The sequence below is a fragment of the Qipengyuania xiamenensis genome (assembly GCF_019711495.1).
GTDB classification, from domain to species: Bacteria; Pseudomonadota; Alphaproteobacteria; order Sphingomonadales; family Sphingomonadaceae; genus Qipengyuania; species Qipengyuania xiamenensis.
On the sequence record NZ_JAIGNM010000001.1, the window covers coordinates 1,542,987 to 1,556,505 of the forward strand.

11 protein-coding genes are annotated in these 13,519 nt (G+C 64.0%); 9 read left to right on the plus strand and 2 right to left on the minus strand.

The features are described from left to right. Window positions 1-36: 36 nt before the first annotated feature. Window positions 37-1,320 (minus strand): UDP-N-acetylglucosamine 1-carboxyvinyltransferase, encoded by a 1,284-nt coding sequence (gene murA / locus K3165_RS07845; RefSeq protein WP_221548187.1) that lies wholly within the window; start codon window positions 1,318-1,320, stop codon window positions 37-39. Between the two features lie 128 nt (window positions 1,321-1,448). Between murA and galU the strand changes: the two genes are divergently transcribed. Then, window positions 1,449-2,336, plus strand: a complete 888-nt coding sequence (gene galU, locus K3165_RS07850; RefSeq protein ID WP_221548188.1) for a UTP--glucose-1-phosphate uridylyltransferase GalU — start codon at window positions 1,449-1,451, stop codon at window positions 2,334-2,336. 72 nt (window positions 2,337-2,408) lie between these two features. Here the strand turns inward: galU and K3165_RS07855 are convergent, their stop codons facing one another. Then, complete coding sequence (locus K3165_RS07855; RefSeq protein ID WP_221548189.1) at window positions 2,409-4,100, minus strand: M28 family metallopeptidase; 1,692 nt, start codon at window positions 4,098-4,100, stop codon at window positions 2,409-2,411. 57 nt (window positions 4,101-4,157) lie between these two features. On the opposite strand from K3165_RS07855, the gene glnE reads away from it, so the two are divergent. The 8 genes from glnE (at window position 4,158) to K3165_RS07895 (ending at window position 13,480) form a co-directional block, all read left to right on the plus strand. Beyond that, window positions 4,158-6,875, plus strand: a complete 2,718-nt coding sequence (gene glnE, locus K3165_RS07860; RefSeq protein ID WP_345720733.1) for a bifunctional [glutamate--ammonia ligase]-adenylyl-L-tyrosine phosphorylase/[glutamate--ammonia-ligase] adenylyltransferase — start codon at window positions 4,158-4,160, stop codon at window positions 6,873-6,875. Beyond that, window positions 6,875-7,345, plus strand: a complete 471-nt coding sequence (locus K3165_RS07865) for a peroxiredoxin (RefSeq protein ID WP_221548191.1) — start codon at window positions 6,875-6,877, stop codon at window positions 7,343-7,345. The genes glnE and K3165_RS07865 overlap by 1 nt, the downstream gene beginning before the upstream one ends. Beyond that, complete coding sequence (locus K3165_RS07870; protein ID WP_221548192.1) at window positions 7,342-8,130, plus strand: ferritin-like domain-containing protein; 789 nt, start codon at window positions 7,342-7,344, stop codon at window positions 8,128-8,130. The genes K3165_RS07865 and K3165_RS07870 overlap by 4 nt, the downstream gene beginning before the upstream one ends. 139 nt (window positions 8,131-8,269) lie before the next feature. Continuing rightward, window positions 8,270-8,968: a M23 family metallopeptidase gene (locus K3165_RS07875; protein ID WP_221548193.1), complete on the plus strand. Its 699-nt coding sequence runs from the start codon at window positions 8,270-8,272 to the stop codon at window positions 8,966-8,968. A 153-nt stretch (window positions 8,969-9,121) separates the two neighbouring features. Next, window positions 9,122-10,669 carry an acyl-CoA synthetase gene (locus tag K3165_RS07880; RefSeq protein ID WP_221548194.1) on the plus strand — a complete coding sequence of 516 codons (1,548 nt, stop codon included), beginning with the start codon at window positions 9,122-9,124 and terminating at the stop codon, window positions 10,667-10,669. Next, window positions 10,669-11,988, plus strand: coding sequence for a cytochrome P450 (locus tag K3165_RS07885; RefSeq protein ID WP_221548195.1), 1,320 nt, complete (start codon window positions 10,669-10,671; stop codon window positions 11,986-11,988). Before K3165_RS07880 ends, K3165_RS07885 begins: the two co-directional genes overlap by 1 nt. A gap of 1 nt (window position 11,989) precedes the next feature. Further along, complete coding sequence (locus K3165_RS07890; RefSeq protein ID WP_221548196.1) at window positions 11,990-12,640, plus strand: DUF4259 domain-containing protein; 651 nt, start codon at window positions 11,990-11,992, stop codon at window positions 12,638-12,640. A gap of 201 nt (window positions 12,641-12,841) precedes the next feature. Next, window positions 12,842-13,480: a YqiJ family protein gene (locus K3165_RS07895; protein WP_221548197.1), complete on the plus strand. Its 639-nt coding sequence runs from the start codon at window positions 12,842-12,844 to the stop codon at window positions 13,478-13,480. Window positions 13,481-13,519: the final 39 nt, after the last annotated feature.

A 13,519-nucleotide genomic window follows, 5' to 3' on the forward strand; every position in this document is an offset into this window, starting at 1 on the left:
AACGGTTGGGGCAGCCGAAAGGTCCGAAAAGCTTCCTCAGTCGTCGCCGACCCGTTCGATATCCGCGCCGACAAGCTGGAGCTTCTCTTCCAGCCGCTCGTAACCGCGGTCGAGATGGTAGAGACGGCGGACCGTCGTCTCGCCCTTGGCGGCAAGGCCGGCGATCACGAGGCTCATCGAGGCACGCAGGTCAGTCGCCATGACTTCCGCCCCGGTCAGCTCGACCGGACCGCGCACGATGGCGGTGCGGCCGGTCGTCTCGATGTCGGCACCCATGCGGGTAAGCTCGGGCACGTGCATGAAGCGATTCTCGAAGATCGTTTCCTTCAGCACGCTGGTGCCTTCCGCCTTGCACAGCAGGCTCATCAGCTGCGCCTGCATGTCGGTCGCAAGGCCTGGGAAGGGAGCCGTGGTGAGGTTGTGCGCCTTGAGCGGGCCATTGGCAGCAACGCGCACGCCGTCCTTCTCCTGCGTCACTTCAACACCGATGTTGCGCAGCGCATGGATGGTCGAGGCCATGTCGTCGTAATTCGCGCCGCCCAGCAGCACATCGCCACCGGTAATCGCGGCAGCACAGGCGTATGAGCCGGCTTCGATCCGGTCGGGCATGACACGATAGGTCGCGCCGTGCAGGCTCTTCACGCCATGGATCGTCAGCTCGGACGTGCCGATGCCTTCGATCTCCGCGCCCATCGCGGTGAGCAGGTTGCACAGGTCGACGATCTCGGGTTCGCGCGCTGCATTGATGAGCTTGCTGGTGCCCTTGCACAGCACCGCCGCCATGACCGCATTCTCGGTCGCACCGACCGAGACAACCGGGAAATCGAATTCGCCGCCGGGCAGGCCGCCATCGGGCGCGCTGGCCTTCACATAGCCCTGCGCCAGTTCGATATGAGCGCCGAAAGCCTCGAGCGCCTTCAGGTGTAGGTCGATCGGGCGGTTGCCGATCGCACAGCCGCCGGGCAGCGACACGGTCGCTTCGCCGGTACGCGCAAGCAGCGGGCCGAGCACGAGGATCGAGGCGCGCATCTTGCGCACGAGATCATAGGGCGCGACCGAGCTGGTGATGCGCATCGCTTCGAGCGTGACATTGCGGCCGAATTCTTCCGGACGCTTGCCCGGGATCGTGTGGCTGACCCCGAACTGCGTCATCAAGTGCTGGAAGCCGTCGATATCGGCGAGGCGCGGCAAGTTGCGCAGCGTCACCGCTTCTTCAGTCAGCAAGGCACAGGGAATCAGCGTGAGCGCCGCATTCTTTGCGCCGGAAATGGGAATTGTGCCGGAGAGGCGATTGCCGCCGCGTACGAGAAGTTTGTCCATGGGCCCCTGCTCTTAGTCTTCACGGGGGCTGTGGCAAGCGTCATGCGCCTGTCATCGCTCCCGTCCATTGCAAGGCTCAACCGACCAGCGATTGACCTGTTCCCCCCTCGGACCTAACCCGCATGCCCATGAGCCACCACAAACCCATCAAGAAAGCCGTTTTTCCCGTCGCGGGTCTCGGCACGCGTTTCCTTCCCGCCACCAAGGCGATCCCGAAGGAACTCCTGCCCATCGTCGACCGGCCGCTGATCCAGTACGCGGTCGACGAGGCGCGCGAGGCGGGAATCGAGCAGATCATCTTCGTCACCGGTCGCGGCAAGACCGCCATCGTCGAGCATTTCGACGTGGCCTTCGAACTCGAGACCACGATGGAAGAGCGCGGCAAGGACATGAGCGTGCTCGACCCGACCCGCGCCACTCCGGGCGACATCATCACCGTGCGCCAGCAGGTCCCGATGGGCCTCGGCCACGCGATCTGGTGCGCGCGCGCGATCGTCGGCGACGATCCCTTTGCGATCCTGCTGCCCGACGAACTGATGATCGCCAACAAGGGCGGGACGGGCTGCATGAAGCAGATGGTCGAGGCCTATAACGAAGTCGGCGGAAACCTGATCTCGGTCCTCGAAGTGCCCGAAGAGGAAGTATCGAGCTATGGCGTGATCGCGCCGGGTGAAACGCTGTCGGAAACGCTGACCGAAGTCACCGGCCTCGTCGAGAAGCCGCCGGTGGAAGAGGCACCCTCGAACAAGATCATCTCGGGCCGCTACATCCTCCAGCCCGAAGTCATGCGCACCCTCGAAACGCAGGGCAAAGGCGCTGGCGGCGAGATCCAGCTGACCGACGCGATGGCCAAGATGATCGGCAACCAGGCGTTCCACGCCGTCACTTTCGAAGGCAATCGCTACGACTGCGGCAGCAAGACGGGCTTCGTCGAGGCTACGCTGGCACTCGCGCTCGAACGCGAGGACATGGGCAGCGAAGTTCGCGCCATCGCAGAGCGCCTGCTCGCGCGCTGATTATCCAGACCATGAAAAAGGGCCGGTCCGCCGCTATGGTGGACCGGCCCTTTTCTTTTGTACGGCTCGCGATCAGCAGCCGGTTTCGGCCGAAGCGCAATTCTCGTCGCGCGTGGCCTTGAACTCGTCACCCTCGTTCCAGTTGGGCCAGCTCGTGCTCATGCCCATCATGCGGCCGAGGCGATACATCAGCTGCAGGTCGGCCATCACGCCCGACCAGTCCCAGTTCGGATCGTATTCGTCCTTGGGGCCGTGATAGCGGTTCTCGCGATATTCGGTCGCGACCGCCGCACCTGCTTCGGTGCCGCCCTCGATCAGGTCTTCGCCGCCGTCGATGTAGAGCATCGGCACGCCGCGCTTGGCGAAGGCGAAGTGGTCGGAGCGGTAGTAGTAACCGGCTTCCGGGCTCGGGTTGGGTGTTGCCACGCGGCCATCAGCCGTGAGCGCTGCTTCGAGGAACTGGTCGAGCTGCGACTTGCCCGGACCGACCACGGTCACGTCCTTGCTCGGCCCTGCAATCAGGAAGGCGTCCATGTTGATACCGCCGACGGTCTGGTCGAGCGGGAACACCGGATTGGCTGCATAATAGTCCGCACCCAGCAGGCCCGATTCCTCGGCCGTCACGGCGAGGAAGACCTGCGTACGGCGCGTCGGGCCAGCCTTGGCATGTGCCTCGGCCAGCGCCACGAGCGCGGCGGTGCCGGTCGCATTGTCGACCGCGCCGTTGCAGATGTCGTCACCGTCGGGTGCCGGCGTGCAGCGACCCAGATGGTCCCAGTGCGCGGTGTGGATGACGTATTCGTCGGGCGCTTCGCTGCCCGGAAGCATGCCGATCACGTTCTGCGATTCGAAAGTGCGGATGTCGTTCTTGAAGCTGGTCGAAGCGGTCAGGCCGAGCGGCACTGGCTTGAAGCCCTTCTTCTTCGCCGCTGCCATCAGGGCATCGACATCCTGGCCGGCTGCCTCGAGGATCTGCTTGCCGACCTCGTTCTGAACCCAGCCGTTCATGATCGTGAGCGGCGGAGCGTTCTCGCCGCGCTGGGCATAGGCCTGCGGGCCCGACCAGCTGCTTTCGACCACGTTCCAGCCATAGGAAGCAGGCGCGGTGTCGTGGATGATAAGCGCGCCTGCAGCGCCCTGCCGCGCGGCTTCTTCATACTTGTAGGTCCAGCGGCCGTAATAGGTCATCGCCTTGCCGTTGAACGGGCCTTCGAGGCTCTCGGTGCCGAAGTCGGCATCGTTGACGAGGATGACGGCGGTCTTGCCGGTCATGTCGACGCCTTCATAGTCGTTCCAGTCGCGTTCCGGCGCATTGATGCCGTAGCCGACGAAGACCATCTCGCTGTCCTCGAGGCTCGTCTCGGCATCCTCGCGATAGGTCACGCCGACCCATTCGCTTGCATAGTCGAAGCTCATGTCCTCATCGCCACCCGAAACGGTCAGCGGAGCGAAGTCCTTGCCGGTGATCTCGACCAGCGGCACGCGCTGGACCCAGCTGCCGTTGTTGCCGGGCTCGAGGCCTGCGGCTTCGAAACGTTCGGTGAGCAGGGCGACGGTCAGTTCCTCGCCCTTGGTGCCGGGCATACGGCCTTCGAATTCGTCGGATGACAGACGCTCGGTAACCGACTTCATCGTCTCTTCGGAGATATCGCCGCTGGCGACGTCGGGAATGTCGAGGCCCGCCTGCGAGGCGTCTTCTTCGATATTGGCGTTGCAAGCGGCGAGCAGCAGGGCCGACGCAGCAACCAGTGTGGTCCGGATCATGAGGAACCTCTCTCCTGAATCAAATCGTGCGGGCGGCGTGTTGCAGCACACCGGGCGATCACGCAAGCTTGCACCTGCGATCATGCGCGGGCACATCGCCTCACTATGACAGCCGACTGGACCAGCGCGATCGACCGGGCACGCAAGCACGCGCCCTTTCTCGCGCGCGGGCTCGAACGGCACCCGGAGCTGGCAGAGCTGCTCGCGGCCGGCTCGGGCGAGGAAGCCCTCGAAAGGGCAAAGGCAGCAGGGTCAGGCCTCGTGGATACTGCGCTTTCGTTGCGGCGCGAGAAGCGGGCGCTGGGATTGGTCCTCGCAATTGGCGATCTTGCCGGCGGGTTCGATCTCGACAAGGTCATGCGCGAACTCTCGCTCTTCGCGGACCGCGCGCTGCACCGGGCGATCGAGGCGGCGATCTCCCGCCGCGTCGAAGGCGCTGGGCCCGAGGGAATGATGGGCCTCGCGCTGGGCAAGCACGGTGCAGGCGAGCTCAACTACTCATCCGACATCGATCCGATCCTGCTCTACGACCCCGAGCGACTGCCCCGGCGCGAGCGCGACGAGCCGGGCGAGGCCGCCCAGCGTTATGCCCGCGAAATCGTGCGCCTGCTCTCCGACGTGACGAGCGAGGGCTATGTCTTCCGTGTCGACCTGCGCCTGCGGCCCGCAAGCGAGGTCAGTCCGCTGGCCCTGCCACTCGATGCCGCCATCACCCATTACGAAAGTTCCGCCCTTGCATGGGAGCGCGCCGCCTTCATCCGTGCGCGGTCCAGCGCTGGAGACATCGGTACCGGCGAGGCTTTCCTCGACCACATCCGCCCCTTCATCTGGCGCCGCAGCCTCGATTTCGGCGCCATCGACGAGGTGCGGCGCCTGACGCATCGCATCCGCGAAAAGCAGACGGGTCCGCGCGAACCGGCGCCGGGCTACAATGTGAAACTGGGCCGCGGCGGGATCCGCGAGATCGAGTTCTTCGCTCAGACCCACCAGCTGATCCATGGCGGACGCGATGCCTCGCTGCGCCACAAGCAGACGCGCGCCGCGCTCGATGCATTGGCGGCAACAGGCCGGATCGGCGCAGATGACGCGCGCGCGCTCGGCGAAAGCTATGACGGGCTGCGCAGGATCGAACACCGCCTGCAAATGGTCGCCGACCAGCAGACGCATACGCTTCCCTCGGGTGAAGCGCTCGACAATGCCGCGCGGTTAGACGGGTTCGGCGATGGTGAGGCCTGGCTCGAGCACATTGCCGAACTGACCGCTCCGGTGGCCGAGCGCTATGACGCCCTTTTGGCAGAGGACGAGATATCGGTCCCGGTGGACAGCCCGCATGTCGAGCCTCCCGACAACAAGGCGAAGCTCGATCCGGCGCTCACGGCGCGAGTCGCCAACTGGACCGACGGGCGTTACCCGCCGCTTCGAAGTAGTGCCGCGCTGTCCGCCTTCGAGGCCATCCGTCCGACCCTGCTCGAATCGCTTGCCGCCTCCCGCGAGCCGGAGCGGGCGGTGGCGCGCTGGGAGAGCCTGCTCGAACGCATGTCGAGCGCGATCAACCTGTTCCGCCTGCTCGAGGCGCGCCCGGGACTGATGCAGCTCCTTGCCGATTGCCTGACACTCGCCCCGCCGCTTGCCGATGCCATTGCGCGCCGACCCGAACTGGTGGACGCGCTGATCGACCGCAGCGCGCATGAGTTGCCCGGAAGTCGCGAGGAACTTGTCGCCGCGATGCAGCAGGGCGAGCGAGGGGACACTTACGAAGACAGGCTGGACCGCATCCGCATCGTCACGGGCGAGACGCGGTTCGCGCTGGGCGTCCAGCTGATGGAGACAGCGCACGACCCGCTCGACATCGCAGCCGCCCTTGCCCGCGTCGCCGAAGCCGCGCTGGCCTCCGCGCAGGCTGCGGCAGAGGACGAGTTCGCCCGGCGCCACGGGAGGATCGAGGGCGGCGAACTGGTCGTTCTGGGTCTCGGAAGGCTCGGCGGGGGCGTGCTCACCTATGCCTCCGATCTCGACATCGTCTATCTCTTCACCGGCAGCCACGAGGCGGAAAGCGATGGCGAGCGGCCACTGGGCGCAACGCTCTATTTCAACCGGCTCGCACAGCGGGTCAGCGCCGCGCTTTCGGTCCCGACCGCCGAAGGTGCCCTGTACGAAGTCGATACGCGGCTGAGACCGCAAGGCGCGCAGGGCCCGCTGGCGGTGAGTGTCGACAGCTTTGCCCGCTACCAGCGCGAGGACGCCTGGACGTGGGAACACATGGCGCTCACCCGCGCCCGCGCGCTGACCGGAAGCGCGAAGGCTCGCACCGATGTCGATGCCATACTCAAGGACGTGCTCTGCCACGAGCGCAACGAAGCGGAACTGCGCGCAGACCTGCTCAAGATGCGCAATGAAATGGCGGCGCACAAACCCGCCAAGGGCGCGCTCGATGCCAAGCTGCTGCGCGGCGGCCTCGTCGACCTCGAGTTTCTCGTGCACTTCCTCCAGCTGCGCGACCGCAAGGGCCTGACGCCATCGCTCGACGAGGCGATAGAGCAGCTGCCCGAAGTGGAAGGCCTCGCCGAAGCGCACCGCTTGATGACGCGGCTGTTGGTCGGTACCCGCCTCCTCGCACCGGACCTCGCCATCCCTGGCGAGGCACCGTGCGCGATCCTTGCGCGGCTGTGCGAGGCGGATGACTTCGAGACCCTCCTCGCCCGCTTCGCCGATGCGAAGGCGCAGGTCGCGAAGAAATGGCAGACGATTTTCGGCGAAACCCTGGAGCTGGATTGATGACGACTTATGCAGAAGGCGATGCCTTCCCCGATTTCACGATGGAGACGCCCGAGGGCGGAACCGTGACCAAGGCCGACCTTGCAGGGAAGAAGGCCGTGATCTTCTTCTACCCGAAGGACAACACCCCCGGCTGCACGACCGAGGCAAAGGATTTCACCGCGGCCAAGGCGGACTTCGAAAAGGCAGGCACCTACCTTCTCGGCGTGAGCAAGGATTCGGCGAAGAAGCACCAGAACTTCATCGCCAAGCACGATCTCACGGTAGACCTCGCCACCGATGCGGAGGAAAACGGCCTGTCGGACGAGCTCGGCGTCTGGGGCGAGAAGAAGAATTACGGGCGCACCTATATGGGCATGATCCGTTCGACCTACCTGCTGGACGAAGACGGCAAGATCCTGCGCATCTGGCCCAAGGTCCGCGTGAAAGGTCATGTCGACGAAGTGCTGGAGGCCGCGCGCGGCGCATGACCTCTGTCGCCCGTGCCATTCGCGATGCCCTGCTGACAGGTGACAAGACCGCCAAGGTCTTCGCCACCCGCAAGCTCGCACGCGACTGGCGGCAGGGGCGGCTCGACTTCACTTTCGACTGCCCCATGCCAGAGCGACCCGAATGGCCCGACGAGCTGGAATTGCGCCTGCCCCGCGACATGCCGCGGCGCGGCAAGGGCGGTAGCGAGAAGGGCCGCATCGCGCTGTGGCACGCGCTCGCCCATATCGAGTTCGTCGCCATCGACCTTGCGCTCGACATGGCCGGGCGATTCGGCGAATCGATGGGACAAGTCTTTGTTTCTGATTTTCTTTCTGTCGCCGCAGACGAGGCGATGCACTTCGCATTGCTCGAGCGAAAACTCGATTCGCTCGATTCGCACTATGGAGCGTTGCCTGCGCACGACGGGCTGTGGAGCGCCGCGCAAGACACTGCGCATGACGTGGCCGCGCGGCTTGCGATCGTTCCCATGGTCCTCGAAGCGCGCGGCCTCGACGTCACTCCGGCGACGCTTGAAAGGGTCGCCAGGCAAGGTGATGAAAACGGGGCGAAAATTCTGCAGCGAATCCTTGACGACGAAATCCGTCATGTCGCCTTCGGTTCAAAGCACTTTCGCGCAGTCTGCCGGGCGCGTGGCGAGAACCCGCCGGAATCATGGCAGAAATTAGTCAAAACGCATTTTTCGGGAGGGCTAAAGCCACCATTCAACGACTCGGCGCGTTCCGCAGCCGGTTTATCGCGGGACTTCTACGCTGGTATTGCGTGATTAACCTTTAGGCCCATAACCCATACTCACGAATTGCCGGGGGGTTCCGGCGGGACAGAAATTATGACGGATGAGCAGCCGGGACGCTCTCATCGGTCAGGGATAAGAAGGCGCATCAGCGCCGACGGACGGGTTTAGCATGATCATCAAGCGCGCATCGCTTGCTTTCACCATGGCTGCTGCAGGAATGCTGGTTGCCGCCGCTCCGGCTCAGGCCGGAACCGACGGCGTCACCGCTGCGACCTCCGCTGCCGAAGGCGCGATCGATATCTCGAAGGTCAGCGACAGCGCTGCCGGAAGCGAAGATGCACAGTTCACCGAACTGTTCGCTCGTTGGGAAAACCCGACCGCTGCTCCGGCCATCACCGCTCCGCAGGTTTCGGTTCCTTCGCGCATGCCGCTCGAAGATGCACGGCTGACCAGCGATTACGGCATGCGCACGCATCCCGTTCTCAAGCGTCGCCTCGGTCACAAGGGCGTCGATCTCGCCGCTCCGACCGGCACGCCGATCTACGCCACTGCCGACGGTTACGTCTCGAAGGCACAGCGCTGGTCGAGCTACGGCAACTTCGTCTCGATCGAGCATGGCGCCCGGATCCAGACCCGTTATGCGCACATGTCGAGCATCGCGGTCGCCCCGGGCACCCGCGTCAAGAAGGGCGAACTCATCGGCTACGTCGGTTCGACCGGCCGTTCGACCGGCCCGCACCTTCACTATGAAGTCCGCATCGACGGCGAAGCGGTGAACCCGGTTCCCTACATGATCGAATCGGAAGCCCAGCAGGCCTTCGCGATCGCGATCGGCGAAGGTGGCCAGGGCGGCAACGACGAAGAATAATTCGTCGAACCGGCTTCACTGGAAAGAATAAGAAAGGCGGCGGGGACATCCCGACCGCCTTTTTTCTTGCCCGCAGGCCTGTGGTGGTTACGTTTCACCTTGCAACCGGACGAGTCCCGAAACGTGGACCGCCGGAAGGAGAGAGGACCATAGATGCACCCGATCACGCATGCACAGGCGCGCCCCGACCATCCCGCAATCATCATGTCGGGCAGCGGAAAGACGATGACCTATGGCGAGATGGACGACTATGCCAACCGCTTCGCCCAGCTCCTGCGCGCAAGGGGTCTGAACCGGCACGATCACTTCGGCGTATTGATGGAAAACACCATTCACTACCTGCCGATCGCCTGGGGCTCGCAGCGCGCAGGTACGATGATGGTCCCCGTTTCGACCCGCCTGACCGCACCCGAGATCTGCTACATCCTCAATGATGCGGGCGTGAAGCTGCTGATCACCACCCGCAAGTTCGATGACCGCATCGACGATATCCGCGCAGGGTGCGGCGACATGGAAATCCTCGTGCTTGGCGGAGAGGGTGACGAGGATTACGAGGCCGCGCTCGCCGCACAGCCTTCGGACCCGATCGTCGACCAGGCCCCGGGCCAGTACATGCTCTATTCCTCGGGCACGACCGGCAGCCCCAAGGGCGTGCGACCCGCACCGCCCGACAGCGAAGATATCGAGGCTGTCCCCGCGCTGGTCGGCCTCGCCGTCATGGGTGCCGGCATGCCGGCGGATGGCAGCATGGTCTATCTCTCGCCCGCACCGCTCTACCACGCCGCCCCGCTCGGCTGGTGCACTACCGCCCAGCGTCTCGGCGGGACGGTCGTGGTGATGGAGCATTTCGAGCCCAAGCACGCGCTGGAGACGATCGAGAAATACAAGGTCACCGACAGCCAGTGGGTGCCGACGCATTTCGTACGCATGCTCAAGCTCGAGCCGCATGAGCGCGAGGGTTACGACCTTTCCAGCCACCAGCGCGCCCTCCATGCGGCGGCGCCCTGCCCCGTGCCGATCAAGCGCGAGATGATCGAATGGTGGGGTCCGATCATCAATGAATATTACGCCGGCAGCGAAGGGATCGGCATGACGTTGATCAAGGCCGAGGACTGGCTGACCCATCCGGGCAGCGTGGGTCGGGCGATCTACGGCAAACTCCATGTCTGCGATGGCGACGGCAACGAGATCCCCGCCGGACAGGACGGCCTGCTGTTCTTCGAAAACGACCTCATCCCGACCTATCACAACGATCCGGAGAAGACGGCCGAGGCGATGCATCCCAAGGGCTGGATGACACTGGGCGATATCGGCCACCTCGACGAGGACGGTTTCCTCTACCTGACCGACCGCAAGAGCCACATGATCATTTCGGGCGGGGTGAACATCTACCCGCAGGAAATCGAAAACCTGCTGGTCACCCATGACAAGGTCATGGACGCCGCCGTCATCGGCGCCCCCTGCCCCGATTTCGGCGAGAAGGTCGTCGCGGTAGTCCAGCCGATGGACATGGCGGAGGCTGGCGACAGCCTCGAGGCGGAACTGCGCGATTTCCTTGCCCCCAGCCTTGCCAAGATCAAGATGCCGAAGCTGTTCGACTTCCGCCCCGAACTCCCGCGCGAAGCGAACGGCAAGCTCTACAAGCGAGAACTCCGCGATGAATACGCACGGAAGGCAGAAGAAGAAACGGAGCAGGCGTGATGGCAACCCAGGCGAAACCAAGGCTCGATCCCGAAACCGCCTATGAGGTGATCTCTCCCGAGAGCTACGCGCACTGGGACCCGCTGCTCGATACATTCGACCGCCTGCGCGAAGAAGCTCCGGTCGCCTGGGTCGAGGATCCGGAAGGCCGCCACCCGCCGTTCTGGCTGGTCACCCGCTATGACGACGTGATGCGCATTTCGAAGGACAATGCGACCTTCCTGAACAATCCGCAGACGGTCGTCTTCAGCCTCACCGAGGGGATCGAGTTCGCCAAGAACCTCACCGGCGGCAGCCCCCACATGGTCGCCAGCCTCGTCACCTTCGACGCACCCATTCACATGAAGTACCGCAAGCTTACGCAGGAATGGTTCATGCCCAAGAACCTGCGCCAGATCGAGGACGAGGTTCGCGAGCTTGCGCACAAGACCGTCGACCGGTTGCTCGAAGCGGGAGAGGGCGGGCCTGGGGGACAAGACAGCGTCGATTTCTGCAAGCTCGTCTCGCAGCCCTATCCGCTGCACGTCGTGATGCAGATTCTCGGCGTGCCCGAAGAGGACGAGCCGCGCATGCTCATGCTCACCCAGCAGATGTTCGGCGGACAGGACGAGGATCTGAACCAGTCGGGCATGAAGGATTTGCCACCCGAGGCGATCACCCAGCTGGTCGCCGGCGCGGTGAAGGATTTCGAGGCCTATTTCGCGAAGCTGACCGCCGAAAAGCGTGCCAATCCAACCGACGATGTTGCCAGCACGATCGCCAATGCCACTGTCGACGGAGAGCCGCTCAACGACCGCGACATGATGGGCTATTACATCATCGTCGCCGCCGCGGGGCACGACACCACGAGCGCCAGCACCGCAGGCGCGATGCTGGCTCTCGCGCAGGACCCCGAACAATGGGCGCGGGTGCGGGAAGACCGCTCGCTGCTGCCCGGTATCGTCGAGGAAGCGATCCGCTGGACCAGCCCGGTACAGCACTTCATGCGCACCGCGGCAGAAGACACCGAGGTCGGCGGGCAGGAAATCGCGAAAGGCGACTGGCTGATGATCAACTACGTCGCCGCCAACCACGATCCCGCGCAGTTCGAGAACCCGCGCAAGTTCGACGCCAGCCGGAGCCCGAACCGCCACCTCGCATTCGGCGCGGGCGCGCATCAGTGCCTTGGCCTGCACCTTGCCCGGCTGGAGATGCGCATCCTCTTCGAAGTCCTCCTCGACCGGATCGAGACAGTCGAATTGGCGGGCGAACCCAAGCGCGCCAAGTCGACCTTCGTCGGCGGGCTGAAGACGCTGCCGCTACGCATCAGGACCGCCTGAGATGGGGGCCTGGGGTGCAGGGCCGTTCGACAATGACGATGCTCTCGATGCAATCGACGAATTCGACAGTGTCGAGGCGATCGGTGCACAATTCACCGTTGCCGGCCTCGAAGGCTATATCGAAGCAGATCAGGCAAGCCTCATCATTGCCGCCGCCGAATGCGTCGCGGCAATGCGTGGACATCCGCACCCCGACCTACCCAACGAGCTGGCAGAGCGCACCAGCACTTTCGGAAAACCATCGCTCGAACTCTTCAACAGCGCGCGCGACAACATCTCGGCAGTTATGTCGCGCAGCGAATTGTGCGAATTATGGGCAGAGGAAGGCTCCGGAGACTGGAACCGCGAGATGACCGACCTGGTCGCGCGGCTGAACGAGCCCCAGGCCGCGCCGGGCAAGAAGAAGGCCAAGAAAAAGCCGGTCGACAATCCCTCACCTTGTGCGTTCTGCGACCGGCCGATGGGCAAGGAGGAAATGTCGATGTTCGACATCTCGCTGGCCGACGGCATGGGGAACTCCCTCAAGCAGGGCGGCTGGGCACATATCTCCTGCCTCAACGCCGCGCTTCATCCCAAGCACATGATCCAGAACTGGCAATTCGACCAAGAGCTGCTCGACTTCGCGATGAAGAAATTGCGCGAGGACGACTAGCAGCTCCAAAGCGAAATCGTTCTTGCGCTTCCCCAAGTCAAACCCGCGCAATTGCGGGGAAAATCGAACTCGGTTCGTCGCATATTCCTACGGTTCATCGCAGGAATTTGCTAAGTGAACCACATGACTACAACAGTAGGACGATCCGCTTTCGGGTGAAACCGGAGGGCGGGACTTCCTGCGCATAAGAAAGGGGGGAACATGACATTACTAGAGCCGCACAACATGCCGTTTGCGGCCGCTCTTGGCATCATGCTCGTCCTCGCGATCGTACAGATGATCGGTGTCGCCGATTTCGGTGATGCGGATGTCGATCTGGACGTGGATGGCGAGGGTTTGCCGGACGCGGGAATGTTCGACGGGCTGCTGACGCTGCTCGGCATCGGACGCATCCCGCTGACGATCTGGCTGGCGCTGTTCCTGCTCATGTTCGCAGGTATCGGCCTGTCGATCCAGGAGCTCGCGACAAGCCTCACCGGCGGCCCGCTCTACAGCTGGCTTGCCGCGCTGATCGCCGGCGTCGCCGCGCTTCCCGTGACGGGCCTCTTCGCCCGGCCGCTGGGACGCATCTTGCCCAAGGACCACACGACCGCTGTCAGCACCGAAAGCCTCGTCGGCCGGCGTGCGACGATCAGCATCGGTGTGGCCCGCGCGGGATCTCCTGCGCGAGCGAGGGTGAAGGACATTCACGGCCAGACCCACCGGGTCATGGTGGAGCCACACGAGGAATCGAGCGAACTCCACGAAGGCGACGAGGTCCTGCTCGTCCGCCGCGATGGCAACCAATTCTACGCGACCGCGCTCGCCGAGCGCCGCCTGTCGCCAACAGACAATCAATAAGGAGGAGCAATGGACAATCTATTTGGAACATCACTGGTA

Excerpts from the sequence above, each read along its gene's own strand:
- murA (WP_221548187.1), bottom strand. The coding sequence starts at position 1,320 with ATGGACAAACTTCTCGTACGCGGCGGCAATCGCCTCTCCGGCACAATT.
- galU (WP_221548188.1), top strand. The coding sequence starts at position 1,449 with ATGAGCCACCACAAACCCATCAAGAAAGCCGTTTTTCCCGTCGCGGGT.
- K3165_RS07855 (WP_221548189.1), bottom strand. The coding sequence starts at position 4,100 with ATGATCCGGACCACACTGGTTGCTGCGTCGGCCCTGCTGCTCGCCGCT.
- K3165_RS07865 (WP_221548191.1), top strand. The coding sequence starts at position 6,875 with ATGACGACTTATGCAGAAGGCGATGCCTTCCCCGATTTCACGATGGAG.
- K3165_RS07870 (WP_221548192.1), top strand. The coding sequence starts at position 7,342 with ATGACCTCTGTCGCCCGTGCCATTCGCGATGCCCTGCTGACAGGTGAC.
- K3165_RS07875 (WP_221548193.1), top strand. The coding sequence starts at position 8,270 with ATGATCATCAAGCGCGCATCGCTTGCTTTCACCATGGCTGCTGCAGGA.
- K3165_RS07880 (WP_221548194.1), top strand. The coding sequence starts at position 9,122 with ATGCACCCGATCACGCATGCACAGGCGCGCCCCGACCATCCCGCAATC.
- K3165_RS07885 (WP_221548195.1), top strand. The coding sequence starts at position 10,669 with ATGGCAACCCAGGCGAAACCAAGGCTCGATCCCGAAACCGCCTATGAG.
- K3165_RS07890 (WP_221548196.1), top strand. The coding sequence starts at position 11,990 with ATGGGGGCCTGGGGTGCAGGGCCGTTCGACAATGACGATGCTCTCGAT.
- K3165_RS07895 (WP_221548197.1), top strand. The coding sequence starts at position 12,842 with ATGACATTACTAGAGCCGCACAACATGCCGTTTGCGGCCGCTCTTGGC.